Source organism: Pantoea sp. X-Soil-ISGK-259 (assembly GCF_059730705.1).
The window spans coordinates 1,730,336-1,755,390 of record NZ_AP035986.1; the positions used below are offsets into that span (position 1 = coordinate 1,730,336).

The 25,055-nt window shown below is 54.4% G+C and carries 20 protein-coding genes, 1 other RNA gene and 1 other annotated feature (1 of these 22 cut by a window edge); of the genes, 16 read left to right on the forward strand and 5 right to left on the reverse strand.

Features of this window, described 5'->3' with window-relative positions:
• Positions 1-10, forward strand: a sequence feature (Phe leader region) (it extends 116 nt beyond the left edge of the window).
• Between the two features lie 71 nt (positions 11-81).
• The 9 genes from pheS (at position 82) to AC6I77_RS08085 (ending at position 9,380) form a co-directional block, all read left to right on the forward strand.
• Positions 82-1,065: a phenylalanine--tRNA ligase subunit alpha gene (gene pheS / locus AC6I77_RS08045; RefSeq protein ID WP_003853264.1), complete on the forward strand. Its 984-nt coding sequence runs from the start codon at positions 82-84 to the stop codon at positions 1,063-1,065.
• 14 nt (positions 1,066-1,079) lie between these two features.
• Positions 1,080-3,467: a phenylalanine--tRNA ligase subunit beta gene (gene pheT, locus AC6I77_RS08050; RefSeq protein WP_497816809.1), complete on the forward strand. Its 2,388-nt coding sequence runs from the start codon at positions 1,080-1,082 to the stop codon at positions 3,465-3,467.
• A gap of 4 nt (positions 3,468-3,471) precedes the next feature.
• Complete coding sequence (gene ihfA, locus AC6I77_RS08055) at positions 3,472-3,774, forward strand: integration host factor subunit alpha (protein ID WP_003853259.1); 303 nt, start codon at positions 3,472-3,474, stop codon at positions 3,772-3,774.
• Positions 3,775-3,952: 178 nt separating this feature from the next.
• Positions 3,953-4,936, forward strand: coding sequence for a vitamin B12 ABC transporter permease BtuC (gene btuC, locus AC6I77_RS08060; RefSeq protein WP_039660368.1), 984 nt, complete (start codon positions 3,953-3,955; stop codon positions 4,934-4,936).
• A gap of 49 nt (positions 4,937-4,985) precedes the next feature.
• Positions 4,986-5,531: a glutathione peroxidase gene (locus AC6I77_RS08065; protein WP_008926185.1), complete on the forward strand. Its 546-nt coding sequence runs from the start codon at positions 4,986-4,988 to the stop codon at positions 5,529-5,531.
• Positions 5,532-6,281 (forward strand): vitamin B12 ABC transporter ATP-binding protein BtuD, encoded by a 750-nt coding sequence (gene btuD / locus AC6I77_RS08070; RefSeq protein WP_105099233.1) that lies wholly within the window; start codon positions 5,532-5,534, stop codon positions 6,279-6,281.
• Between the two features lie 68 nt (positions 6,282-6,349).
• Positions 6,350-6,808, forward strand: coding sequence for a C40 family peptidase (locus AC6I77_RS08075; protein WP_105099232.1), 459 nt, complete (start codon positions 6,350-6,352; stop codon positions 6,806-6,808).
• Positions 6,809-7,102: 294 nt separating this feature from the next.
• On the forward strand, positions 7,103-7,849 hold the full coding sequence (locus AC6I77_RS08080; RefSeq protein WP_497816810.1) for an EAL domain-containing protein: 747 nt from the start codon (positions 7,103-7,105) through the stop codon (positions 7,847-7,849).
• A 79-nt stretch (positions 7,850-7,928) separates the two neighbouring features.
• Positions 7,929-9,380, forward strand: a complete 1,452-nt coding sequence (locus AC6I77_RS08085; protein WP_497816811.1) for a protein adenylyltransferase SelO — start codon at positions 7,929-7,931, stop codon at positions 9,378-9,380.
• Between the two features lie 7 nt (positions 9,381-9,387).
• Here AC6I77_RS08085 and AC6I77_RS08090 read toward each other — a convergent pair whose 3' ends face one another.
• The gene (locus AC6I77_RS08090) at positions 9,388-10,434 is read right to left on the reverse strand and encodes a 3-deoxy-7-phosphoheptulonate synthase (protein WP_039660358.1); all 1,047 of its coding nucleotides are present in this window, start codon (positions 10,432-10,434) and stop codon (positions 9,388-9,390) included.
• A gap of 152 nt (positions 10,435-10,586) precedes the next feature.
• The gene (gene ppsR, locus AC6I77_RS08095; protein ID WP_003853242.1) at positions 10,587-11,414 is read right to left on the reverse strand and encodes a posphoenolpyruvate synthetase regulatory kinase/phosphorylase PpsR; all 828 of its coding nucleotides are present in this window, start codon (positions 11,412-11,414) and stop codon (positions 10,587-10,589) included.
• 436 nt (positions 11,415-11,850) lie between these two features.
• Between ppsR and ppsA the strand changes: the two genes are divergently transcribed.
• Complete coding sequence (gene ppsA / locus AC6I77_RS08100; protein WP_497816812.1) at positions 11,851-14,235, forward strand: phosphoenolpyruvate synthase; 2,385 nt, start codon at positions 11,851-11,853, stop codon at positions 14,233-14,235.
• 67 nt (positions 14,236-14,302) lie between these two features.
• Here the strand turns inward: ppsA and rprA are convergent.
• Positions 14,303-14,410, reverse strand: an RNA gene (gene rprA / locus AC6I77_RS08105) — antisense sRNA RprA.
• A 292-nt stretch (positions 14,411-14,702) separates the two neighbouring features.
• Complete coding sequence (gene ydiK / locus AC6I77_RS08110; RefSeq protein WP_003853236.1) at positions 14,703-15,821, reverse strand: AI-2E family transporter YdiK; 1,119 nt, start codon at positions 15,819-15,821, stop codon at positions 14,703-14,705.
• A 205-nt stretch (positions 15,822-16,026) separates the two neighbouring features.
• Between ydiK and ydiJ the strand changes: the two genes are divergently transcribed.
• Positions 16,027-19,080: a D-2-hydroxyglutarate dehydrogenase YdiJ gene (gene ydiJ, locus AC6I77_RS08115; protein ID WP_154926192.1), complete on the forward strand. Its 3,054-nt coding sequence runs from the start codon at positions 16,027-16,029 to the stop codon at positions 19,078-19,080.
• Between the two features lie 33 nt (positions 19,081-19,113).
• On the opposite strand, the gene AC6I77_RS08120 is transcribed toward ydiJ, so the two are convergent.
• Positions 19,114-19,518, reverse strand: coding sequence for a hypothetical protein (locus AC6I77_RS08120; protein ID WP_033743294.1), 405 nt, complete (start codon positions 19,516-19,518; stop codon positions 19,114-19,116).
• A 388-nt stretch (positions 19,519-19,906) separates the two neighbouring features.
• Here AC6I77_RS08120 and sufA point away from each other — a divergent pair, with 388 nt between their 5' ends.
• Genes sufA through sufS form a run of 5 tightly spaced genes read left to right on the forward strand, consistent with a single transcriptional unit; the run spans position 19,907 to position 25,049 of the window.
• The gene (gene sufA, locus AC6I77_RS08125; RefSeq protein WP_003853229.1) at positions 19,907-20,281 is read left to right on the forward strand and encodes a Fe-S cluster assembly scaffold SufA; all 375 of its coding nucleotides are present in this window, start codon (positions 19,907-19,909) and stop codon (positions 20,279-20,281) included.
• A gap of 7 nt (positions 20,282-20,288) precedes the next feature.
• Entirely contained in the window at positions 20,289-21,782 is a 1,494-nt protein-coding gene (gene sufB / locus AC6I77_RS08130; RefSeq protein ID WP_485523066.1) for a Fe-S cluster assembly protein SufB, read from the forward strand.
• Positions 21,783-21,824: 42 nt separating this feature from the next.
• On the forward strand, positions 21,825-22,571 hold the full coding sequence (gene sufC, locus AC6I77_RS08135; RefSeq protein ID WP_003853225.1) for a Fe-S cluster assembly ATPase SufC: 747 nt from the start codon (positions 21,825-21,827) through the stop codon (positions 22,569-22,571).
• Positions 22,546-23,826 carry a Fe-S cluster assembly protein SufD gene (gene sufD / locus AC6I77_RS08140; RefSeq protein WP_105099227.1) on the forward strand — a complete coding sequence of 427 codons (1,281 nt, stop codon included), beginning with the start codon at positions 22,546-22,548 and terminating at the stop codon, positions 23,824-23,826. Before sufC ends, sufD begins: the two co-directional genes overlap by 26 nt.
• Positions 23,826-25,049, forward strand: coding sequence for a cysteine desulfurase SufS (gene sufS, locus AC6I77_RS08145; protein ID WP_039660498.1), 1,224 nt, complete (start codon positions 23,826-23,828; stop codon positions 25,047-25,049). The genes sufD and sufS overlap by 1 nt, the downstream gene beginning before the upstream one ends.
• Positions 25,050-25,055: the final 6 nt, after the last annotated feature.

Here is a 25,055-nt window from a genome sequence, read left to right on the forward strand (position 1 = left end):
CTTTTTTGTTTCTGGCGCTAGCATATTGGACCGGCAGGTCCCAACGAGAACTGACCAGCCTGACTGGAAAAAGAGGAAATTATGTCCCAACTCGCAGAACTGGTGGCCAGCGCCACGGCGGCCATCGACGGGGCGACGGATATCGCCGCCCTTGACGCGGTGCGCGTCGAATACCTGGGTAAGAAAGGACATCTGACACTGCAGATGACCACATTACGCGAGCTGCCAGCCGAAGAGCGTCCTGCAGCGGGCGCTGTTATCAACGAAGCGAAACAGCAGGTCACCGAGCGTCTCAATGCCCGCAAAGATGCGCTGGAATCCGCAGTGCTGAACGCCCGTCTTGCGGAAGAGACCATTGATGTTTCTCTGCCGGGCCGTCGTATTGAGAATGGCGGTCTGCATCCGGTGACCCGCACCATGGATCGCATTGAGACTTTCTTCGGTGAGTTAGGCTTTGCTGTCGTGACCGGACCAGAAATTGAAGATGATTATCATAACTTCGATGCGCTGAATATTCCTGCCCATCATCCGGCGCGTGCCGATCATGATACCTTCTGGTTCGACGCTACCCGCCTGCTGCGCACCCAGACCTCTGGCGTACAGATCCGTACTATGCAGGCTCAGCAGCCGCCAATCCGCATTATTGCACCAGGCCGCGTCTACCGTAACGATTACGACCAGACGCATACGCCGATGTTCCATCAGATGGAAGGGCTGATTGTTGATAAAAACATCAGCTTTACCAATCTGAAAGGGACGCTGCACGATTTCCTTAACAACTTCTTCGAAGAAGATTTGCAGATCCGTTTCCGTCCTTCTTACTTCCCGTTTACTGAGCCGTCCGCAGAAGTGGACGTGATGGGTAAAAACGGTAAATGGCTCGAAGTGCTGGGTTGCGGCATGGTACATCCAAACGTGCTGCGTAATGTCGGCATCGATCCGGAAGTCTATTCCGGCTTCGCCTTTGGTATGGGCATGGAGCGTCTGACCATGTTGCGCTACGGCGTGACCGATCTGCGTGCTTTCTTCGAAAATGATTTACGTTTCCTCAAACAATTTAAGTAAGGGCAGGATATCCAATGAAATTCAGTGAACTCTGGTTACGCGAATGGGTAAATCCAGCCCTGGACAGCGCTGCGCTGTCTGAACAAATCACCATGGCTGGCCTGGAAGTAGACGGCGTTGAGCCGGTTGCGGGTGCGTTTCATGGCGTCGTGGTCGGTGAAGTGGTGGAGTGCGGTCAGCACCCCAATGCCGACAAGCTGCGTGTGACCAAAATCAATGTGGGCGGCGAGCGTCTGCTGGATATCGTCTGTGGCGCGCCGAACTGCCGTCAGGGACTGAAAGTCGCCGTCGCGACCGTGGGTGCCGTGCTGCCAGGTGATTTCAAAATCAAAGCGGCCAAACTGCGTGGCGAGCCGTCTGAAGGTATGCTCTGCTCGTTCTCCGAGCTGGGCATTTCCGACGACCACAACGGCATTATCGAACTGCCTGCCGATGCGCCCATTGGCACCGACATCCGCACATACCTGCAGCTGGATGACAACACCATTGAAATCAGCGTCACGCCTAACCGCGCCGACTGCCTGGGTCTGATCGGTATCGCCCGTGATGTCGCTGTGCTGAACGGTTTACCGCTGAACAAGCCGCAGATGCAGCCGGTCACGGCTACGCTCAACGAGACATTCCCGATCCAGGTTGACGCAACAGAAGCCTGTCCGCGCTATCTGGGCCGCGTAGTGAAAGGGATTGACGTTGCGGCGGCGACGCCACTGTGGATGAAAGAGAAGCTGCGTCGCTGCGGCATTCGCTCAATCGATCCGGTTGTAGACATCACTAACTACGTTCTGCTGGAACTGGGTCAGCCGATGCACGCCTTCGACCTCGACCGCATTGACGGCGGTATCGTGGTGCGCATGGCGAAAGAGGGCGAAAAGCTGACACTGCTGGATGGCACTGAAGCCAGTCTGCAAAGTGATACCTTAGTGATCGCCGATCACCAGAAAGCGCTGGCCATGGCCGGTATTTTTGGTGGCGAACATTCAGGTGTGAACGGCGAAACGCAAAACATCCTGTTCGAGTGCGCATACTTTGACCCGCTTTCTATCACCGGTCGCGCACGTCGTCACGGTCTGCATACCGACGCGTCACATCGCTACGAGCGTGGCGTTGACCCGGCGCTGCAACACACCGCGCTGGAGCGTGCGACCGAGCTGCTGCTGTCAATCTGCGGCGGTGAAGCGGGCCCAGTCATCGATCAGACCCATCAGACAGCACTCCCTGTACCGGCGACGATCACCCTGCGCCGTGAAAAACTGGACCGTCTGATTGGCCACGTCATTGCGGATGATCAGGTCACTGACATCCTGACCCGCCTGGGCTGTGAAGTCACTGTGGGTGAAGGGCAGTGGCAGGCTGTGGCCCCGAGCTGGCGTTTCGATATGGCGATCGAAGAAGACCTGGTCGAAGAAGTGGCGCGTATTTACGGCTATAACAACATTCCGGATGTGCCAGTACAGGCCGGGCTGGTAATGACCCAGCACCGCGAAGCGAACCTGTCGCTGAAGCGCGCTAAAAACATGCTGGTGGATAAAGGTTATCAGGAAGCGATTACCTACAGCTTCGTTGATCCAAAAATCCAGCAGCTGCTTCATCCGGGTGAAGAGGCGCTGCTACTGCCAAGCCCGATCTCCAGCGACATGTCGACGATGCGTCTGTCACTCTGGACTGGCCTGCTCAGTGCAGTGGTTTACAACCAGAACCGTCAGCAGAGCCGCGTACGCCTGTTCGAGAGCGGCTTACGTTTTGTGCCCGATAGCCAGGCGGATTTAGGTATCCGTCAGGATCTTATGCTGGCTGGCGTGATCAGTGGCAACCGCGTTGAAGAGCACTGGGATCTGGCGCGTCAGACCGTTGACTTCTATGATTTGAAAGGCGATTTAGAGTCGCTGCTCGATTTAACCGGCAAACTGGATAACATCAGCTTCCGTGCTGAAGTGAATCCGGCGTTGCATCCAGGACAGAGCGCGGCGATTTATTTGCATGATGAACATATCGGTTTTATCGGCGTGGTTCATCCTGAGCTGGAACGTAAGCTTGATCTTAATGGCCGCACCTTAGTCTTTGAACTGCTTTGGAATAAGGTCGCAGACCGCGTCCTGCCTGACGCGCGCGAGATTTCTCGCTTCCCGGCGAACCGTCGTGATATTGCTGTTGTGGTGGCTGAAAACGTCCCTGCAGCAGATATCATCGCAGAGTGTAAGAAAGTTGGCGTAAATCAGGTAGTTGGCGTAAACTTGTTTGACGTGTACCGCGGTAAGGGCGTTTCTGAGGGCTACAAGAGCCTCGCAATCAGCCTGATTTTGCAGGATACCAGCCGGACACTCGAAGAAGAGGAGATTGCCGCGACCGTTGGCAAATGCGTTGCGGCATTAAAAGAGCGATTCCAGGCAACCTTGAGGGATTGAACCTATGGCGCTTACAAAAGCTGAGATGTCAGAGTACCTGTTTGAGAAACTCGGGTTAAGCAAACGCGATGCCAAAGAGTTAGTGGAGCTGTTTTTCGAAGAGGTTCGCCGCGCTTTGGAAAATGGAGAACAGGTTAAACTGTCTGGGTTTGGTAATTTCGACCTGCGTGACAAAAACCAGCGTCCTGGCAGAAACCCGAAAACGGGTGAAGATATTCCGATTACTGCGCGTCGCGTAGTAACGTTCCGCCCAGGACAGAAGCTGAAAAGCCGCGTAGAGAACGCTACACCCAAAGAGACTGACTGAATTTCAGCGTTTCAAAAAGGCCGCGAAAGCGGCCTTTTTTCATGGTTCCGGCACACAACATCACCGCTCCCCGCGCCGTTAATCGCCACGTCAGGCCTGCGCAAACCGCCTCATCAGCCTTTCTTTTTTCTGCAATCTCTCTACAATCAAATCACTGTTTTCTCAGCTAATCCTGCTTATGTCTCTGCTCGACACGTTCGCGCGCCAGTCCGACCAGCGCGGCCAGAAATGGCTGATTGCGCTGGCTCTTACGCTCTGTGCACTGCTCTGTCTCAGCCTCTGTGCCGGAGACAGCTGGATCGCGCCCGCAGCGTGGTTCACCGAGAGCGGCAGACTCTTTGTCTGGCAGTTGCGGTTGCCCCGCAGCCTGGCGGTGGTGCTGGTGGGGGCGTCTCTGGCGATATGCGGTGTGGTGATGCAGGCGCTGTTTACCAATCCGCTGGCAGAGCCTGGCCTCCTTGGCGTCTCGAACGGCGCCGGTATTGGCCTGGTGCTCGGCGTGCTGCTGGGCAGCGGCTCGCTGTGGAGCCTCGGGTTGGCGGCGATGGCCGGTGCGTTGATTATTACGCTGATTCTGCTGCATTTTGCGCATCGTCAGCTTTCGGTCACCCGGCTGTTGCTGACCGGTGTGGCGCTGGGGATTATTTGCAGCGCCATCATGACCTGGGCGGTCTACTTCAGCACCAGTCTCGATCTGCGTCAGTTGATGTACTGGATGATGGGGGGATTCAGCGGGATTGACTGGCGCTATGGCTGGATGATGCTGGCGCTGCTGCCGGTGATGCTGGCCCTGGGAGCGACCGGGCCAATCCTCAATCTGCTGGCGCTGGGCGAGACATCCGCCCGTCAGCTCGGACTGTCCCTCTTTTACTGGCGTAACCTGCTGGTGCTGGCGATGGGATGGCTGGTGGGTATCAGCGTCGCGATGGCCGGTGCCATTGGTTTTGTCGGGCTGGTCATCCCGCATCTCCTGCGCCTGAGCGGTATCAGCGATCACCGTTATCTGCTGCCGGCCTCGGCGCTGGCGGGCGCGGCGGTGCTTCTGGCCGCCGATATCGTGGCACGTCTGGCGCTGACCTCGGCGGAATTGCCGATAGGTGTCGTGACCGCGACACTGGGCGCGCCGCTGTTTATTATTTTACTGGTGAAATCTTCGCGCTAGCTTCGGCTGGTTATTCTGGATCCACAACAGCATCCACAAAGGAAATAGCATGAACATTTATGAGACTGAACTGGTTACGCTCGATGGGGAAAAAACCACGCTGTCACAGTGGCAGGGCAAGGTTCTGCTGGTGGTCAATGTGGCCTCTAAATGTGGTCTGACGCCGCAATATGAAGAGCTGGAAAACCTGCAGAAAGCCTGGCAGGATCAGGGCTTCAGCGTACTCGGTTTCCCCTGCAATCAGTTTCTGGAGCAGGAGCCGGGCAGCAGTGAGGAGATCAAAACCTTCTGCAGCACGACCTATGGCGTCACGTTCCCGATGTTTGCCAAAACCGAGGTCAACGGCGAAGGTCGTCATCCACTCTATGCGCAGATGATCGCGGCCCGTCCTGACGCGGTGCGTCCGGAAGGCAGCGGCTTTTACGAGCGTATGGAGAGTAAAGGCCGCGCGCCGAAAGCGCAGGGCGACATTCTGTGGAATTTCGAAAAATTCCTGATTGGCCGTGACGGCAGCGTGATCCAGCGTTTTGCACCTGATATGACGCCGGAAGATCCAATCATTCTGGAAACCATTAAGCAGGCGCTGGCAAAATAGATGCTGTTACGCCTGCATCAGGCTGCTGTTCCCGGGCGGCTGCTGCCAATGAACGGTGAACTTGCCGCCGGTCAGCTGCTGCATGTGGCAGGCCCGAATGGCGCAGGTAAAAGCACCTTACTGAGTGTGATTGCGGGTCTGCAACCCGCCTCAGGGAGGGTGCTGCTGGATGAAAAGCCGCTGAGTGACTGGCGCGGCGCGGCGCTCTCCAGGGTTCGGGGCTGGCTGCCCCAGCAGCAGGCGCCGCTGAGCCAGATGCCGGTCTGGCACTATTTACGTCTGCATCTGAAGCAGGCGGGGTCGCAGTCCGATGTCCGGCTCAGTACGCTGCTGCAACAGCTGCAGCTGCAGGATAAATTAACCCGTTCCCTGACCAGACTCTCCGGCGGTGAATGGCAGCGCGTCAGGCTGGCGGCAGTCTGCGCGCAGATTGATCCTCTCATCAATCCCCACGGGCGATTGTTAATTCTCGATGAGCCAATGACGGCGCTGGATATCGGCCAGCAGAAAGCGGCAGACGATCTGATTGCGGCGCTGTGCGCGGCAGGTATCAGCGTTATCGCCAGTAGTCACGATCTCAACCACAGCCTGCAACACGCCGATCGGGTCTGGCTGATGAACAGGGGACAGGTGGTTGCGCAGGGCGAACCGGCAAAGGTCCTGACGCCGCAGCGCCTGACTCCCCTTTACCAGATAACTTTCCGGCAGATTCAACTCGAAGGACGCACGCTACTGACCGTCCTGCCCTGACACTTGCTACATGGCGGGCTTTACCGCTACATTAAGCCGGTTGTAACTTCTGATAAGGACATTTGGCGATGCGCCTGGGTTTGCTGATTTTAGTTCTGCTGCTGTCGGGATGCAGTCATCACGCTCCGCCGATTAATGGCCGTCTTTCCGATTCGATCACTGTGATAGCGGAACTGAACGATCAGCTCGGTCACTGGCGTGGCACGCCTTATCGCTATGGCGGCATGAGTCGTAACGGCGTTGACTGCTCTGGCTTTGTCTATCTGACCTTCCGCGACAAATTTTCGCTACAGCTGCCGCGCACCACCTCAGCCCAAAGCGATATTGGCACCCGAATCAGTAAAGATGAACTGTTGCCAGGCGATCTGGTCTTTTTCAAAACCGGACGTGGCGAAAATGGCCTGCATGTGGGTATTTATGACACCGATAATGCCTTCATCCACGCGTCAACCAGCCAGGGCGTAGTCCGCTCTTCGCTCGACAATGTCTACTGGCGGAAAGTGTTCTGGCAGGCGCGCCGTATTTAAACGCCGTTCGCCAAATCTGACTTAAGTCCAATTTTAAATAGAGCCGAAACAGAGAGTAAAAGCTTTATTTTAAATGACAGTTATTGACTGTGGGTTTTAATAACCAGAATAAATGCTTTTTTAATTCCACTAATAAGCGGTATTTTATCGCTATTATTTGGCTTAAGCGTGACTGCCTGTTGTCAAACGGCGGTGGAAGGGCAAAGAAGTCCGTCTCTTCAATGATTTGGCACTATTGCCTGTACCCAACCATTACTATACGATATCTCCATCGCCGCTTATTCTGGCATCAAAATGAAAATTCATCTCTCGGCCGACTATCAGTCGGAAATCTGGTTCTATCCTGTCTGTGATGTTCACGGACGGTTGACCGCTGTCGAGCTGGTAACGCAGTTGGTGCATGAAAGTGCTCCCATCACTCTGCCGCAGGATCTGTTGCTGCCGCAGCTTGATGAGTCGCAGCAGCTGCGCCTTCTGCAAAGTCAGATTGGATTGCTGGAGCAGAATCGCGCGTTATTTGAAGCGCATTCTGTGTCAGCATTTATCCGTATTGATGAAGGGATGGCCCGGACACTGCTGGCCAGTGAATTAGTTATGCGGAAAATAAAGCAGCTGCCGTTCATTCTGTTGAATATCACTGAAACGTTTCCGCAACTGAAACTGGGCACAAATAATCCCTTACTGGCTGACCTGCACGCTGAATTTAATTTAGCACTTTCACATTTCGGCGCGGGTAAGACACCCTCTAATGCAGTCTACGATAATTTATTCAGTTGTATCTGTCTGGATAAAGAGTTTATTCATTCGCTGGCAAAACGCGCGTCATTCGTGCCGTTTATTCAGAGCATTATCGATAATTTTCGCGCCCATTGTGACCGACTCATTATTTGTGGCATTGACGATGAAGTGTTGTTCGATAAAGTCAGCCAGCTGAACGGTGTCGACTTCCAGGGTGCGCTCTTCCCGGTAGTAAAATCGGATGCACTGCGTTCACTGCTCTGCGCCGATGATCGTATGCCATCTTCTCAGCATCCTGGTTGATACCCTCTTTTAATCCCCGCTATCAGCGTTACACTAGAGGACTCATCTACGTACCGCTGAGCAGCGCATGGGAGAAATAATGTCTTCTGGTAAGGCCATTTTTGACAACACCTGGTTTCGGGAACTGACAGGGTGTTACACCGCGCTAAACCCCACACCGCTGACAGGCGGACGCCTGCTGTATCACAACGCACCACTTGCAACCTCAATGGGTCTGGATAGCGAACTCTTTGCCGGTAACGGTCATGACGTCTGGCACGGCGCAGCCCTGTTATCCGGCATGCAGCCGCTGGCGCAGGTCTACAGTGGCCATCAGTTTGGCGTCTGGGCGGGCCAGCTTGGTGACGGGCGCGGCATTCTGCTGGGTGAACAGCGCCTTGATGATGGCAGTAAACTTGACTGGCATCTCAAGGGCGCAGGCCTGACGCCTTACTCAAGGATGGGGGATGGTCGCGCTGTAATCCGTTCCAGCGTGCGAGAGTTCCTCGCCTCAGAGGCGCTGCACCATCTTGGCATTCCCACCACGCGAGCATTGACCCTGTCGATAGGCGATGAGCCGGTCTACCGCGAAACCACCGAACGTGGCGCAATGCTGATGCGTATCTCACCGAGCCATCTGCGGTTCGGGCATTTCGAGCATTTCTTTTATAGTCAGCAGCAGGAGAAAGTGCAGCAACTGGCCGACTACGCGATTCGTCATCACTGGCCGCATCTGGAAGCGGAAGCGGACCGCTATCAGCAATGGTTTACCGACATTGTGTTACGTACCGCGCGGCTGATTGCCCTGTGGCAGAGCGTGGGTTTTGCGCATGGGGTGATGAACACCGACAACATGTCGATTCTTGGCCTGACCATCGACTATGGCCCCTTTGGTTTTCTGGATGATTATCAGCCTGACTTCATCTGCAATCACAGCGACTATCAGGGTCGCTACAGCTTTGAAAATCAGCCGATGATTGGCCTGTGGAATCTTAACCGGCTGGCGCACGCGCTTTCGGGTCTGCTGACCACGGAGCAGTTGCGGACGGCACTGAGCGCCTATGAACCTGAACTTATGCGGGTCTGGGGCGAGCGGATGCGGGCGAAGCTCGGTCTGTTGACACAGCAGAGCAACGATAATGAGATTCTGACCGATCTGCTGGCCCTGATGACCCAGGAGCACAGCGATTACACGCTGACGTTCCTGCTGCTAAGTGAGACTCAACAGGCTGAAAGCCGCTCACCGTTGCGCGATGAGTTTATCGATCGTGAGGCGTTTGATGGCTGGTATCAGCGCTATCGCAGCCGTCTGATGGACGAGCAGGTCAGTGATACGGAACGTCAGGCAGTGATGAAGGCCGCTAATCCGGCGGTGATTCTGCGCAACTATCTGGCACAGCAGGCGATTGAAGAGGCGGAGCGGGGCGAGCAGGATGCGCTGGCACGCCTGCATCAGGCGTTACAGCAGCCCTTTAGCGATGAGACGGCCGCTGAATATCGTCAGCGGCCGCCAGACTGGGGCAAAACGTTAGAGGTGAGCTGCTCCAGCTAACTGAAAATCAGAGGCGATGAGAAACCGCCTCGGCCAGCAGGGCGAGCACTTTTTCGCTCTCCTGCCAGCCGAGGCAGGGATCGGTAATCGACTTGCCGTAAACCAGCGGTTCGCCGCTCACCACTTTCTGATTACCCTCTTCCAGGAAGCTCTCAATCATCACACCGGCAACAGCCCGCGATCCTGCTTTAATCTGCTCCGCTACCTCTGCCGCCACATCCATCTGACGACGATGCTGCTTCAGGCAGTTGCCGTGACTGAAGTCGATTACCAACTGCTCTGGCAGATTAAAGGCAGACAGACTCTCCGCCGCTGCAGCGACATCACTGGCATGATAGTTAGGCTGCTTGCCACCACGCAGGATCACATGTCCATGCGGGTTGCCGCTGGTCTGATAGATCGTCATCTGCCCCAGCTTGTCCGGCGACAGGAACATATGGCTGGCGCGTGCGGCGCGAATCGCATCCACGGCAATCTGAACGTTACCGTCGGTGCCGTTTTTAAAGCCGACCGGGCAGGAGAGGGCCGACGCCATTTCTCGGTGGATCTGGCTTTCGGTGGTGCGTGCGCCAATCGCTCCCCAGCTGATCAGGTCGGCAATAAACTGGCCGATCACCATATCCAGAAACTCTGTGGCGGTAGGCAATCCCAGCGCGTTGATATCAATCAGCAGTTTGCGGGCGATACCAATGCCCCGGTTTACATCGTAGCTGCCATCCAGGTTCGGATCAGAGATTAAGCCTTTCCAGCCCACCACGGTGCGCGGCTTCTCGAAGTAGGCGCGCATCACAATCTCCAGCCGATCGTCATAGCGGCTGCGCAATGCGTTCAGACGCTCTGCATACTCCAGGGCTGCTTTCGGGTCGTGCAGTGAGCAGGGGCCAATCACCACCAGCAGGCGGGGATCTTCACCGGTCAGAATACGGGCTATACGTTTACGGGCAGCCGTGACATTGTCGGCAATGGCCGGGGAAACGGGATGGTCAGCCGCCAGGCTGGCGGGGGTAATCAGACTACCAATGCGTGCGGTACGCAGTTCGTCGGTTTTGTTCATGAGTTTCTCGAAAACGGTTCTTCGCAGCGGTGAAATACCGGGAAGTGATGGTGGTCACAATAAACCATTAGCCTGCGAATTCAACCCGGGATTTGATAATGAAATCAAAAGCGACGGCAGCATCGCTTTACAACTCAGCATCGATAACACTCTCAGTACATGCGGCGCGTCAGACCCATGATGTCGAGAATTTTGGTGGCAATCTCTTCCACCGAGTAGTTGGTGCTGTTGAGATAGCGGATCTGATGGGTGCGAAACAGCGCTTCTACTTCGCCCACTTCCAGTCGGCACTGACGCATTGAGGCGTAACGGGTATTTTCCGCCCGCTCCTGACGTATCGCCGCCAGGCGTTCCGGATCGATAGTCAGCCCGAACAGTTTATTCTGATGCGCGCGCAGCGCGGGCGGCAGTTTGAGGTTATCCATGTCATCTGCGATGAACGGGTAGTTGGCGGCGCGCACACCAAATTGCATCGCCAGATAGAGGCTGGTGGGAGTTTTACCACAGCGCGAGACACCCAACAGAATAACCTGCGCATCCTCGAGTCCGCGCAGCGAGATACCGTCATCATGCGCCAGTGCGTAATCGATCGCCGCAATACGCGCATCATATTTACCCAGATTACTGGCATCCAGTCCGTGAGTACGGTGAGCAACCGGTGCGGGGGACAAACCCAGCTCCTGCTGCAGCGGTGCCACCAGCGCCTGCACGATATCCTGACAAAAGCCGTCGCTCTGCACGATGATGTCGCGCACTTCCGGGGTGACGATCGAGAAAAACACCAGTGGCCGCACACCGCTCTGCTGATAAAGGGCGTTAATCTGGGCTTTAACCGCCAGCGCACGCTGGACATTTTCTACGAAGGGCAGCGTCAGACTGGTGATATTAACCGGAAATTGTGACAGCACCGCATGACCCAGTACTTCAGCCGTAATGGCCGTACCATCGGAGATATAAAAAACGCTTCTGTCAGTTGTCATAACGTAATCAGCCTCAGACAAGAGTGAGCCGTTAGCATGAGCCATGCGCTTAAATAATTCATCTCTGATTTTAGTTTCTGTAATGCCTGTCCGGATTTTTTGTCTGCTGTTTCATCAGGATAATTAAAAACTAACCGCGGTTTCGCTTCACCGGGATGCTTTAAACCCTTATTACGCTGCAAATAGTCACGCAACTGTTGCGCAACAAAACAGAGGGATTAAATGGCTGAAAATCTGTCATTTCCTGCTGCATCAATCATTTAGCGAAAAATAGCGTCATTGCGCAACAGCAAAAAATTTCGCTCACAATTCTGAAACTGTTGCTGAAATTCTGCTTTAACGATTCAACACATCGTTATTGAGGGGGTGATATGCCAGGCTGAAAAGAGATAACTCCCTGTGTCCATTCATTGTTAATTGATAAAGGATAAGCGCAATGTCCATTAATGGCGAACCGCCACTCGTGCTCTGGTATAACCAGCTTGGTATGCATGATGTTGATCGGGTAGGCGGTAAGAATGCCTCTCTGGGTGAAATGATTACTAATCTCTCTTCGCTGGGTGTTTCTGTACCCAATGGATTCGCGACGACATCCTATGCCTTTAACCTGTTTCTTGATCAAAGCGGGCTCAATCAGCGAATTTACGCGCTGCTGGACGAGACCGATATTGATGATGTGAATGCGCTGGCATCAGCGGGTAAGCAGATTCGTCAGTGGGTGGTGGAGACCCCTTTTCTGCCGGAACTGGAGTCCGCCATTCTGGATGCCTATCAGCAACTTTCTGCCGATGATGAGGCCGCGTCGTTTGCTGTCCGCTCCTCGGCCACCGCGGAAGATATGCCCGATGCCTCCTTTGCTGGTCAGCAGGAAACCTTCCTGAATGTGCAGGGTATCGACGCCGTGATGGTGGCGGTGAAGCATGTCTTTGCTTCGCTGTTTAATGACCGCGCTATCTCTTACCGCGTGCACCAGGGCTATGATCACCGTGGCGTGGCGCTCTCTGCGGGTATTCAGCGCATGGTGCGCTCTGACCTGGCCTCTTCAGGTGTGATGTTCACCATTGATACGGAGTCTGGCTTTGATCAGGTGGTCTTTATTACTGCTGCGCTGGGACTGGGTGAAATGGTGGTGCAGGGTGCCGTTAACCCGGACGAATTCTACGTCCACAAGCCCACGCTGGCAGCGGATCGTCCCGCTATCGTGCGCCGCAATATGGGGTCGAAAAAGGTTCGCATGGTCTATGCCGATTCTCAGGCGCATGGCGAGCAGGTTCAGATCGAAGATGTGCCTGAAGCCGAACGCGATCGTTTTTGCTTAAGTGATGAGGAAGTGCAGGCCCTGGCTAAACAGGCTGTCTTAATTGAACAGCATTATCAGCGTCCGATGGATATTGAGTGGGCCAAAGATGGGCACACCGGTAAGTTGTTCATCGTTCAGGCGCGTCCTGAAACTGTGCGCTCAAATGGTCAGGTCATGGAACGTTATACGCTGCAGGGTCAGGGCAGCGTGGTGGTGGAAGGCCGTGCTATCGGTCATCGTATTGGCGCAGGCGTGGTGAAGGTCATCCACGATATCAGCGAAATGCACCGCATTGAAAAAGGTGATGTGCTGGTGACGGATATGACCGATCCGGACTGGGAACCGATCATGAAAAAGGCGTCAGCGATTGTCACTAACCGTGGCGGACGAACCTGTCATGCGGCAATCATCGCGCGTGAACTGGGTATCCCTGCTGTCGTTGGCTGTGGCGATGCAACCGATCGTTTGAAGGAGGGTCATCAGGTCACGGTTTCCTGTGCTGAGGGCGACACCGGCTACGTCTACGATCAGCTGCTTGATTTTGATGTCACCAGTTCTCAGGTCGATTCGCTGCCTGAACTGCCGCTGAAAATTATGATGAATGTGGGCAACCCCGATCGTGCCTTTGATTTCGCCTGTCTGCCTAACGAAGGTGTCGGTCTGGCGCGTCTGGAATTTATCATTAACCGTATGATTGGCGTCCACCCTAAAGCGCTACTGGAATTCGATCAACAGACACCGGAACTGCAGCAGCAGATCCGTAAAATGATGAAAGGATTTGATAATCCGGTCGAGTTTTACATTGGCCGCCTGACTGAAGGAATTGCCACACTTGGCGCGGCATTTGCACCGAAACGTGTAATTGTCCGACTTTCCGACTTCAAAACGAACGAATATGCCAATCTCGTGGGCGGTGAGCGCTACGAGCCTGAAGAAGAAAACCCGATGCTGGGGTTTCGTGGTGCAGGTCGCTATGTAGCGGACAGCTTCCGCGACTGTTTCGCGCTTGAGTGTGAAGCGGTGAAGCGTGTTCGCAATGAGATGGGCCTTACGAACGTTGAGATCATGGTTCCGTTTGTCCGTACCGTGGATCAGGCGCAGGCGGTGGTGGAAGAGCTGGCACGTCAGGGACTGAAGCGCGGCGAAAACGGACTGAAAATCATTATGATGTGCGAGATTCCGTCCAATGCGCTACTGGCGGATCAGTTCCTGCAGCACTTTGATGGCTTCTCAATTGGATCTAACGACATGACCCAGCTGACGCTGGGGCTGGACCGCGACTCCGGCGTTGTCTCTGCACTGTTTGACGAGCGTAATGAAGCCGTGAAAGCGCTGCTTTCCATGGCGATCAAAGCGGCCAAAAAACAGGGTAAATATGTCGGAATTTGTGGGCAGGGACCGTCCGACCATCAGGATTTTGCCGCATGGCTGATGGAAGAGGGCATCGACAGCCTGTCGCTGAACCCGGATACCGTAGTGGAAACCTGGGTGAGTCTGGCGCAGTTAAATAAAACCGCCTGATCCCCGCTGTAGCAAGCATAAAGGCCCGCATTGCGGGCCTTTTCTATTTATAGCTGGCTTATTTCAGGCAAAAAAAAGCCCATCACAGGGGATGGGCAAAGACTACACACAGCAATTCTTTACTCTACTCAGGGGAATAAGTTTGTCTGAAAATCATCAGGTTGATTTCGAACATAGGAAACATGTTATTCATACGGCTGGCTGTCGTCTTTAAGAATCCTCTTATTAGTTTAAAGCCGATAATCTTTTGTCATCTTTACCTGGTCATTTGGCTTAAGAAACAGTGCAGAAAGTAATCTTTTTTAGCCCTGAATGGTCGTTTTTAGGTCAAAGATGGCTTTTTTATTAAAAATCGTTAATGAAAAACAGAATTTATCTGAATGATGAAGAGAGGTGCGGTTAATCATCATTAACCGCACTAATCAATGTACATCAGGGGGATTGGCGCAAAGTGCCATTGCACCGCATTATACAGCTGGTGGGGTACCCTCGTGATCGGCCAGTGCATCAGCCGAGGCCATCGGGTCTTTATCCGGGGCGGGCGCTTCATGTACCCAGACCGAAACCAGACGGTAGGAAACCGCCAGAACCACCGGGCCGATAAACAGACCAATCATGCCGAACGCGAACAGGCCACCAATCACGCCTGAGAGGATCAGAATCATCGGCAGGTCTGCACCCATACGGATTAACATCGGGCGCAGAACGTTATCCATCGTGCCGACCACACAGCTCCAGACCAGCAGCACGGTGCCCCAGGTGGTATCGCCGCTCCAGTAGAGATAGATGATGGCAGGAACCAGCACCAGCAGTGGACCGAGCTGTACCAGGCAGCAGAGGATCATCAGTACCGTTAACAGCGTGGCATAAGGAATACCGGAAATCGCCAGACCGATGCCGCCCAGCACACCCTGCACCAGCGCCGTCACCACCACACCCAGCGCTACGGCACGAATGGACTGTGCCGCCAGCAGCACCGCAGCATCACCGCGTCGTCCCGCCATACGAAACGCGAAGTGACGGATGCCCTGGGCAGCCTGTTCGCCACGCCAGTAAAGCAGCACGCTGAACAGTAACATCACGCCCAGATGGATCATAAAGCGCCCGAAATGACCGGCCTGAGCCACAAAAAAGCCTGTGGTGCGGCCGATGTAAGGCTGTATTTTCGCCATCACGCCGGCACCGCCACTCGCCACCAGCGTGTCATAACTGACATACAGCTTTTTACCCACCATCGGGATTTCCCTGAGCCACGTCAGTTTCGGCATAGTGTGGCCCTGGGTCACCCAGGCAATCACAGGCGCACTGTTATCGATCAGGCTGCTGACCAGCAGGGCAATAGGAATAATAAACAGCAAGAGCAGCAGCAGTGTCATGACGATCACCGCGAGTGAACGGCGTCCCCATAACAGTCGCTGGAATTTCAGCATCAATGGCCAGGTGGCAATCACTACCATGCTGGCCCAGGCAAAGCCCAGAATAAACGGTTGCACCACCCATAAACAGGCGACGATCAGCAGCAGAATGAACATCAGGGTGAAGAGTATTTGCGGTAAATCCATATCCCGGTACTGGCTTTTCATCATTGACTCATAACCTCGTCTTAATCCTTCATTTTCGGGCATTCGGATGCCTGTTTTTATCATGATCTATTTGCCAGGGATTAAACAGCGTCGTGGTGAAAGGTTTTTGCCTTTTCTGAAAAAAGGGCAGACGCAGGAAAAATATGATAAAACGAGAAATCGCTAACGTATAAACGCAAACGTTTACAACACCTTCGGTCAGACAATCATGATCCCACAGATTTCGCAGGCGCCGGGCCTCGTTCAACTGGTGCTGACGTTCCTTGAGTCACTGAAAGAGCAGGGTTTTACCGGTGACATGGCAACCAGCTATGCCGATCGTCTTTCACTCTCTACCGATAACAGCATCTATCAGTTGCTGCCCGACGCGGCGCTCTTTCCACGTTCAACCGCCGATGTTGCACTGCTCGCCCGCGTGGCCGGCGAAGCGCGCTTTGCCAGTCTGGTTTTTACCCCACGTGGCGGCGGCACTGGCACCAACGGGCAGTCGCTGAATCATGGGATCGTGGTGGATATGTCGCGCTACATGAACCGCATCCTGGAGATTAATACGGATGAGGGCTGGGTGCGGGTTGAAGCCGGGGTGATTAAAGATCAGCTGAATGCCTGGCTGAAACCATTTGGCTTTTTCTTCTCGCCAGAATTATCGACCAGTAACCGTGCGACACTGGGCGGAATGATCAATACCGATGCGTCTGGTCAGGGCTCGCTGGTTTACGGCAAAACGTCGGATCACGTTCTGGGCTTGCGGGCTGTGTTGCTGGGCGGCGATATGCTTGATACGCGGCCCATGGCGACGGCGCTGGCAGAAACACTGGCACAGACGGCCACCCCGGAAGGGCGGATCTATCAGCAGGTGCTGACGCGTTGCCGCGAGCATCGTGCGCTGATTCTGGAAAAGTTTCCAAAGCTGAATCGGTTCCTGACCGGCTATGATCTGCGCCACGTTTTCAGTGACGATATGCAGACCTTTGACCTGACACGCCTGTTGTGCGGCGCTGAAGGAACGCTGGCCTTTATCACCGAAGCGCGACTCGATATCACCCCGCTGCCAAAAGTGCGGCGGCTGGTGAACATTAAATATGACTCTTTTGACTCGGCCCTGCGCAACGCGCCATTGATGGTGGAAGCGCAGGCGCTCTCAGTCGAGACTGTTGACTCTAAAGTACTGAATCTGGCTCGTGAAGATATCGTCTGGCACTCGGTGAGTGAATTAATTACTGACGTACCCGACAAAGCGATGCTGGGTCTCAATATTGTTGAATTTGCCGGTGACAACGCAGCGCTGATCGATCAGCAGATTGAACAACTTTGCGCCCGCCTTGACGCGCTGATGGCGCAGCAGCAGGGAGGCGTCATTGGCTATCAGTTCTGTAACGATCTGGATGGCATTGAGCGCATTTATAACATGCGTAAAAAAGCGGTGGGTCTGCTGGGGAATGCCAAAGGCCGCGCTAAGCCGATTCCGTTTGTGGAAGATACTGCCGTTCCGCCGGAAAAACTGGCGGACTATATTGTCGAATTTCGCGCCCTGCTGGATAGCCACGGTTTGAGTTACGGCATGTTTGGTCACGTCGATGCAGGCGTCCTGCACGTGCGTCCGGCGCTGGATATGTGCGATCCGCAGCAGGAGATGATGATGAAGCAGATCTCCGACGATGTGGTGGCGCTGACTGCGCGCTACGGCGGCCTGCTGTGGGGCGAACATGGCAAAGGTTTCCGCGCCCAGTATAGTCCGGCATTCTTTGGCGAAACATTGTTTAACGAACTGCGCCGCATCAAAGCCGCCTTTGACCCGTTAAACCGTCTTAACCCAGGTAAAATCTGCACGCCCTTTAACCGCAACGACGAGATGATGCAGGTGGATGCAGTGAAGCGCGGCACCTTTGATCGGCAGATTCCGGTCACGGTGCGGGATGAATGGCGTGGGGCGATGGAGTGTAACGGCAACGGGTTGTGTTTTAACTTTGATGCCCGCAGCCCGATGTGTCCTTCCATGAAGATTACCCGCAACCGCATTCACTCTCCTAAGGGACGGGCGACGCTGACGCGGGAATGGCTGCGGCTGCTGGCTGAACAGGGTGTCGATCCCCTTGTACTGGAAAAGCAGCTGCCGGAAAACACGCTGTCGCTGCGCGGCTTGATTACCCGCACACGCAACAGCTGGCACGCCAGCAAAGGGGAGTATGACTTCTCTCACGAGGTAAAGGAGGCGATGTCGGGCTGTCTGGCCTGTAAGGCCTGCTCGACCCAGTGTCCGATCAAAATTGACGTACCCGCGTTCCGTTCGCGCTTCCTCCAGCTTTACCACACCCGCTATCTGCGGCCGGTCAGCGATCATCTGGTGGCGGCGGTTGAAAGCTATGCACCCCTGATGGCGAAAGCGCCGAAGGTGTTCAATTTCTTCCTGCGTCAGCCCTGGGTGAAAGAGTTAAGTAAAACGCATATCGGCATGGTCGATCTGCCTCTGCTCTCGGCGCCAAATCTGAAACAGCAGCTCAGCGGTCATCCCGCCATGAACATGACGCTGGAACAGCTGGAAGCGTTGCCAGCTGCCGATCGCGCAAACTGTGTGCTGGTGGTGCAGGATCCGTTTACCAGCTTTTATGAAGCCCAGTTAGTAAATGATTTTGTCAGGCTGATTGAGAAGCTGGGCTACCGTCCGGTACTGCTGCCATTCTCGCCTAACGGCAAAGCGCAGCATGTGAAAGGTTTCCTGCAGCGTTTTGCACGCACGGCAGCTCGCACCGCCGATTTTCTTAATCGGGTAGCAAAACTGGAACTGCCTATGGTGGGTGTGGATCCCGCTACCGTGCTCTGCTATCGCGATGAGTATCGTCAGACGCTGGGTGAGTCGCGCGGCGACTTCAGCGTATTGCTGGTACATGAGTGGTTAGCGCGTGCGCTGGCAGAACGTGACGTGCAGGCAACAGGCGGGGAATCCTGGTATCTCTTCGCGCACTGCACTGAGGTGACCGCGCAGCCTTCCACACCGAATGAGTGGCAGGGTATCTTTGCCCGGTTTGGTGCAAAGCTGGAAAACATCAATGTCGGCTGCTGCGGCATGGCGGGCACCTACGGCCACGAAAGTAAAAACCTCGAAAATTCGCTGGGAATCTATGCACTCTCCTGGCATCCACAGCTTCAGCGACTGCCTCGTCAGCGCTGCCTGGCCACGGGTTATTCATGCCGTAGTCAGGTCAAGCGTGTAGAAGGCAATGGCATGCGCCATCCGCTTCAGGCATTGTTAGAGATAATGTAAAAAAATTGTGCGCGACGTCACGCCGTGGCTGGATTAGAATATCCAGCCTGCGTGACGCATAAAGTCACTTTGCAGCACGGTGGCTTTGTTCCATTCTCCGACCATGGCCAGTTGATGGCAGAGTCGGGTCAGGGACAATCGCGCCAGTTGATAAGCCTGAAGGCGAAACAGGCGATCGCGATCGTTGTTTCCCATCTCCTGCAGCAGTCGGTGATGCAGTTTACCCATGGCGTGCAGGTAACTCTGATCGTCACCGTTCATCTGGCAGATTTCTGCCATATCCTGACAGGCATCATTGAACTGACGTAGCTGATGGATCGTGCAGTCGGCCCGGTCAAGTTTTGCCTGTGCCATATAAAAGTCGACGGTGATATCCCGCATCGAAAACTGGTATTCGTCGATTTTATGCTGCAGCCAGGCTGAGACAGAAAGGGTCATCGCGTCGCCCTGAATGTTAATGATAATAATTATCATATTCATCCCGGCCGTGATTGCAACGGGTGGGCAGAAAAATTTATCGATTTATCCTGCCTGTCGGTATAATCGGAAATAACAATCTGTTTACATCAAAGAAAGGCGTAACCTATCAATAAGCACTTTGATCAAAAATGGTTTTTTTAAAAAGAGTGATTTATTAATAGGTTATCACCCGCTTATTGACGCTGATTCTCTTACCGCAGGGTGAGCGGGAGCAGCTATGCTTAATAAATAAGCAGATAAAACAGCACTAGATGATTATCCCTGCAAAACAAGAGGTTGAAGTGATTGTACAGATCACTACCATAGGGGGATAGCCTGAAAAGGTCCGGACTCAAGAGGTATCAACATGGCATCCGTTAATACAGACTCTTTCTCACCCGACGATTTTGTCTGGAAAGGGTTGACGCTGACTGAAACCGCAGCACAACAAATTCTCAATCTGGCGGCTCAGGATCCTGAAGTCAAGGGTCTGCGGCTTGGCGTGAAACAATCAGGTTGCGCCGGGTTTGGCTACGTCATGGATCTGGTTAAAGAGCCTGTCGAAGACGATTTGCAGTTCTCATTCCACGGCGCAACGCTGTTTGTGCCGCTTCAGGCGATGCCATTCGTTGATGGCACCGAGCTGGATTACGTTCGCGAAGGCCTGAATCAGATTTTTAAATTCAATAACCCTAAAGCTCAGCACGCCTGCGGGTGCGGTGAAAGCTTTGGCGTCGAGTAAGTGAAATATGTCACGACACAGCGAAACATCTGACGATGTACAAATCTGGGAAGGCAAGCTCAACTATAAAGAGGGCTTCTTTACCCAACTGCAGACCGAAGAATTTGCCAACGGCATCAATGAAGATGTGGTGAGGGCGATCTCGGCCAAGCGTAACGAGCCAGAGTGGATGCTGGAGTTTCGTCTAAAGGCTTTTCGTGCCTGGCTTGAAATGGAAGAGCCACACTGGCTGAAAGCCCACTACGAAAAACTCGACTACCAGGATTACAGCTACTACTCCGCGCCCTCCTGCGGCAACTGCGATGACAGCTGTGCTTCCGAGCCGGGTGCCATGCAGGCTTCAGGCAGCGCGCCAGCCAGCGACTATCTGACGCAGGAAGTGGAAAATGCGTTTAATCAGCTGGGTGTACCGGTACGTGAAGGCCGTGAAGTGGCGGTTGACGCCATTTTCGACTCCGTGTCGGTCGCGACCACCTATCGTGGCAAGCTGGCGGAGCAGGGGATTATCTTCTGTTCATTCGGCGAAGCCATTCAGGAACATCCTGAGCTGGTGAAGCAGTACCTCGGCACGGTGGTTCCGGCGAATGATAACTTCTTTGCTGCGCTGAACTCAGCGGTCGCTTCAGACGGCACCTTCGTCTACATCCCGAAAGGGGTGCGTTGCCCGATGGAGCTGTCGACCTATTTCCGTATTAACGCGGCGAAAACCGGTCAGTTCGAGCGCACCATCCTCATTGCCGATGAAGGCAGCTACGTCAGCTACATTGAAGGCTGTTCCGCGCCAGTACGTGATACTTACCAGCTGCACGCGGCCGTGGTGGAAGTGATTATCCATAAAAATGCTGAAGTGAAATATTCGACCGTTCAGAACTGGTTCCCTGGCGGCGAAGGTGAGGGCGGTATCCTTAACTTCGTGACCAAGCGTGCGCTGTGTGAAGGTGACCACAGCAAAATGTCCTGGACGCAGTCTGAAACCGGTTCTGCTATCACCTGGAAGTATCCGAGCTGCATTCTGCGCGGGGACTACTCGGTAGGCGAATTCTATTCAGTGGCATTGACCAGCGGTCGTCAGCAGGCCGACACCGGCACCAAGATGATCCACATTGGTAAAAACACCAAATCGACCATTATCTCTAAGGGGATCTCGGCCGGTAAAAGTCAGAACACCTATCGCGGGCTGGTGAAGATCATGCCAACCGCCACCAATGCCCGTAACTTTACGCAGTGTGACTCGATGCTGATCGGTCCGGATTGCGGTGCGCATACTTTCCCGTATGTCGAAACCCGCAACAATACCGCCCAGCTGGAGCATGAAGCTACTACCTCACGTATCGGCGAAGATCAGATGTTCTACTGTCTGCAACGCGGTATCAGTGAAGAAGATGCGATCTCGATGATCGTGAACGGCTTCTGTAAAGACGTATTCTCGGAGTTGCCACTGGAATTTGCCGTGGAAGCCCAGAAATTGTTAGCCATCAGCCTTGAGCACAGTGTGGGCTGATGCCGTCACACGCCTTGCCGGAAGCAATGTGAAGGAATAAGAATGTTAAGCATTAAAGATTTGCAGGTCAGTGTTGAAGATAAAGCCATTCTGCGTGGCCTGAATCTCGAAATTAAACCAGGCGAAGTGCATGCCATCATGGGCCCGAACGGCTCAGGTAAAAGTACGCTGTCGGCTACGCTGGCAGGCCGCGAAGATTATGAAGTCACGGGCGGTTCGGTGACCTTCAAAGGCAAAGATTTGCTGGAACTGGCGCCTGAAGAGCGTGCCGGTGAAGGCATCTTTATGGCCTTCCAGTATCCGGTCGAAATTCCAGGCGTCAGCAACCAGTTTTTCCTGCAAACCTCGGTGAACGCGGTGCGCAAATATCGTCAGCAGGAAGAGCTGGATCGCTTCGATTTCCAGGACTTCATTGAAGAGAAAATTCAGCTGCTGAAGATGCCGGAAGATTTGCTGACCCGTTCAGTTAACGTCGGCTTCTCCGGTGGTGAGAAGAAGCGTAACGATATTCTGCAGATGGCAGCGCTGGAACCTGAGCTCTGCATCCTGGATGAGACCGACTCCGGTCTGGATATTGATGCCCTGAAAATTGTTGCGAATGGCGTGAACAGCCTGCGCGACGAGAAGCGCGCCTTTATCATCGTGACGCACTACCAGCGTATTCTGGACTACATCAAGCCAGACTTCGTTCATGTGCTGTATCAGGGCAAAATCGTGAAATCTGGCGACTTCTCGCTGGTGAAACAGCTGGAGGAGCAAGGTTATGGCTGGCTTACCGACGAAGAGTGATTCTGCGCTGCAACAGTGGCATCACCTGTTTGAATCACGCGGCGACGTGCGTTCTCTGCAGGCTCAGCAGCACTGGCAGCAACTGATGCGCGTTGGCCTGCCAACCCGCAAGCATGAAAACTGGAAGTACACGCCGCTGGATACGCTGCTGTCTCAGCAGTTTGTGCTGCCCGATGCGCCTCAGACCCTGAGCGCTGAACAGGTTGATGCGCTGGCACTGCCGCTGGATGCGATCCGTCTGGTGTATGTTGACGGTCAGTTTCAGCCTGAATTCAGCAGCCGCGACGTCGAACTGTTCGAGGTTCAGCACAGCATGGCCGCTGAGCGTCCTCCGCTCCCCGCTGCGGTTCAGCCGGAAATTTTCCTGCATCTGACAGAAAGTCTGGCGGAAGAGGTGACGACCCTGCGTCTGGCACGCGGTAAATCCGCTGCGCGTCCGATCTACCTGCTGCATATCACCAGCGGCCAGCAGACGGGCATGAATACGGTTCACTATCGTCATCATCTGCAGCTTGAAGAGAGTGCAGAAGCGGAAGTCATTGAGCACTACGTTTCCCTGGATGAGCGCGCCCATTTCACTGGCACGCGCTTTACCTTTGCGGTCGGCGACAATGCAAAGCTGACCCACACTAAGCTGGCCTTTGAAAGCAGTGCCAGCTACCACTTCGCGCACAACGATCTGGTTATTGGTAACGATGGCCAGGTCAGCAGCACCAGCTTCCTGCTGGGTGCCGGCCTGTCGCGTCACAACACCAGTACGCAGCTGAACGGCGAAAATACCACGCTGGCGATTAACAGCCTGGTGCTGCCGGTGAAACAGGAAGTGGCGGACACCCGCACCTACCTGGAGCACAATAAAGGCCACTGTATGAGCCGCCAGATGCATAAAACCATCGTGCGTGATAAAGGCCGTGCGGTGTTTAATGGTCACATCAAAGTGGCTCAGCATGCGCTGAAGACCGACGGGCAGATGACCAACAATAACCTGTTGCTGGGCAAACTCTCTGAAGTCGATACCAAACCGCAGCTGGAAATTTATGCGGATGACGTGAAATGCAGTCACGGTGCCACCATTGGTCGCATCGATGATGAGCAGATGTTCTACCTGCGTTCGCGCGGTATTGAACAGGATGCGGCGCAGACCATGATCATTCATGCATTTGCCGCAGAACTGACAGAAACGCTGGAAAACAGTGTGATGCGTCAGGCCGTGCTGCAGCGTATTGCTGAACGCTTTCCCGGAGGCGACGTATGATGAACTTCGATCTCGAACGCATCAGGGCTGATTTTCCTATCCTGAAGCGTGAGGTCAACGGTCATCCGCTGGCCTATCTTGACAGTGCAGCCAGCGCACAGCGTCCACTCTCGGTGATTAACGCCGAGAGTCATTTCTACCAGCATGGCTATGCGGCCGTGCATCGCGGCATTCATACGCTGAGCCAGCAGGCAACCAGCGACATGGAGAATGTGCGCGAACAGGCTGCCCGTTTCATCAATGCGCAGTCGCAGGAAGAGATCGTCTTTGTCAAAGGCACCACCGAAGGTATCAATCTGGTGGCGAACACCTGGGGTAGCAGTAACCTCCAGGCGGGCGACAACCTGATCATCACCGAGATGGAGCATCACGCCAATATCGTTCCCTGGCAAATGCTGGCACAGCGTACGGGTGCAGAAGTGCGCGTGCTGCCATTAAATGACAATGGTGAGCTGGCGCTGGAGCATCTGGCGGGTCTGATTGACAGCCGCACCCGGTTACTGGCCGTCACGCACGTTTCAAACGTACTCGGCACCGTTAACCCGGTTAAAGCGATTGTTGCCCAGGCCAAAGCCGCTGGCGTCGTCACACTGGTGGATGGCGCACAGGCGGTGATGCATGACAAGGTCGACATGCAGGATATCGGCTGCGACTTCTATGTCTTCTCCAGCCATAAACTCTATGGCCCGAACGGCGTGGGTATTCTTTACGGCCGCAAAGCGCTGCTGGATGAGATGCCACCGTGGGAAGGCGGCGGTTCGATGATTGGTCAGGTCATGCTGCCCACCGGCACCACCTGGAACAGTGCGCCGTGGCGTTTTGAAGCGGGTACGCCGAATACCGGCGGTATCATCGGCTTTGGTGCGGCACTGGACTATGTACAGGCGCTGGGGCTGGACACCATTCATCAGCGTGAAACTGCACTGATGAACTACGCGCTCGATAAGCTGGGCACCGTACCCGATATTCAGATTTACGGCCCGCAGTCACGTGCCGGTGTGATTGCCTTTAATCTGGGTAAACATCACGCCTACGACGTCGGCAGCTTCCTGGATCAATATGGTATTGCGATTCGCACCGGACATCACTGTGCGATGCCGCTGATGCAGCACTACAATGTTCCGGCGATGTGCCGTGCCTCCTTCACCTTCTATAACAGTGAAGAGGAAGTGGATCGTCTGGCTGCCGGTCTGACGCGCATTCATCGTCTGCTGGGCGGCTGAACAGTT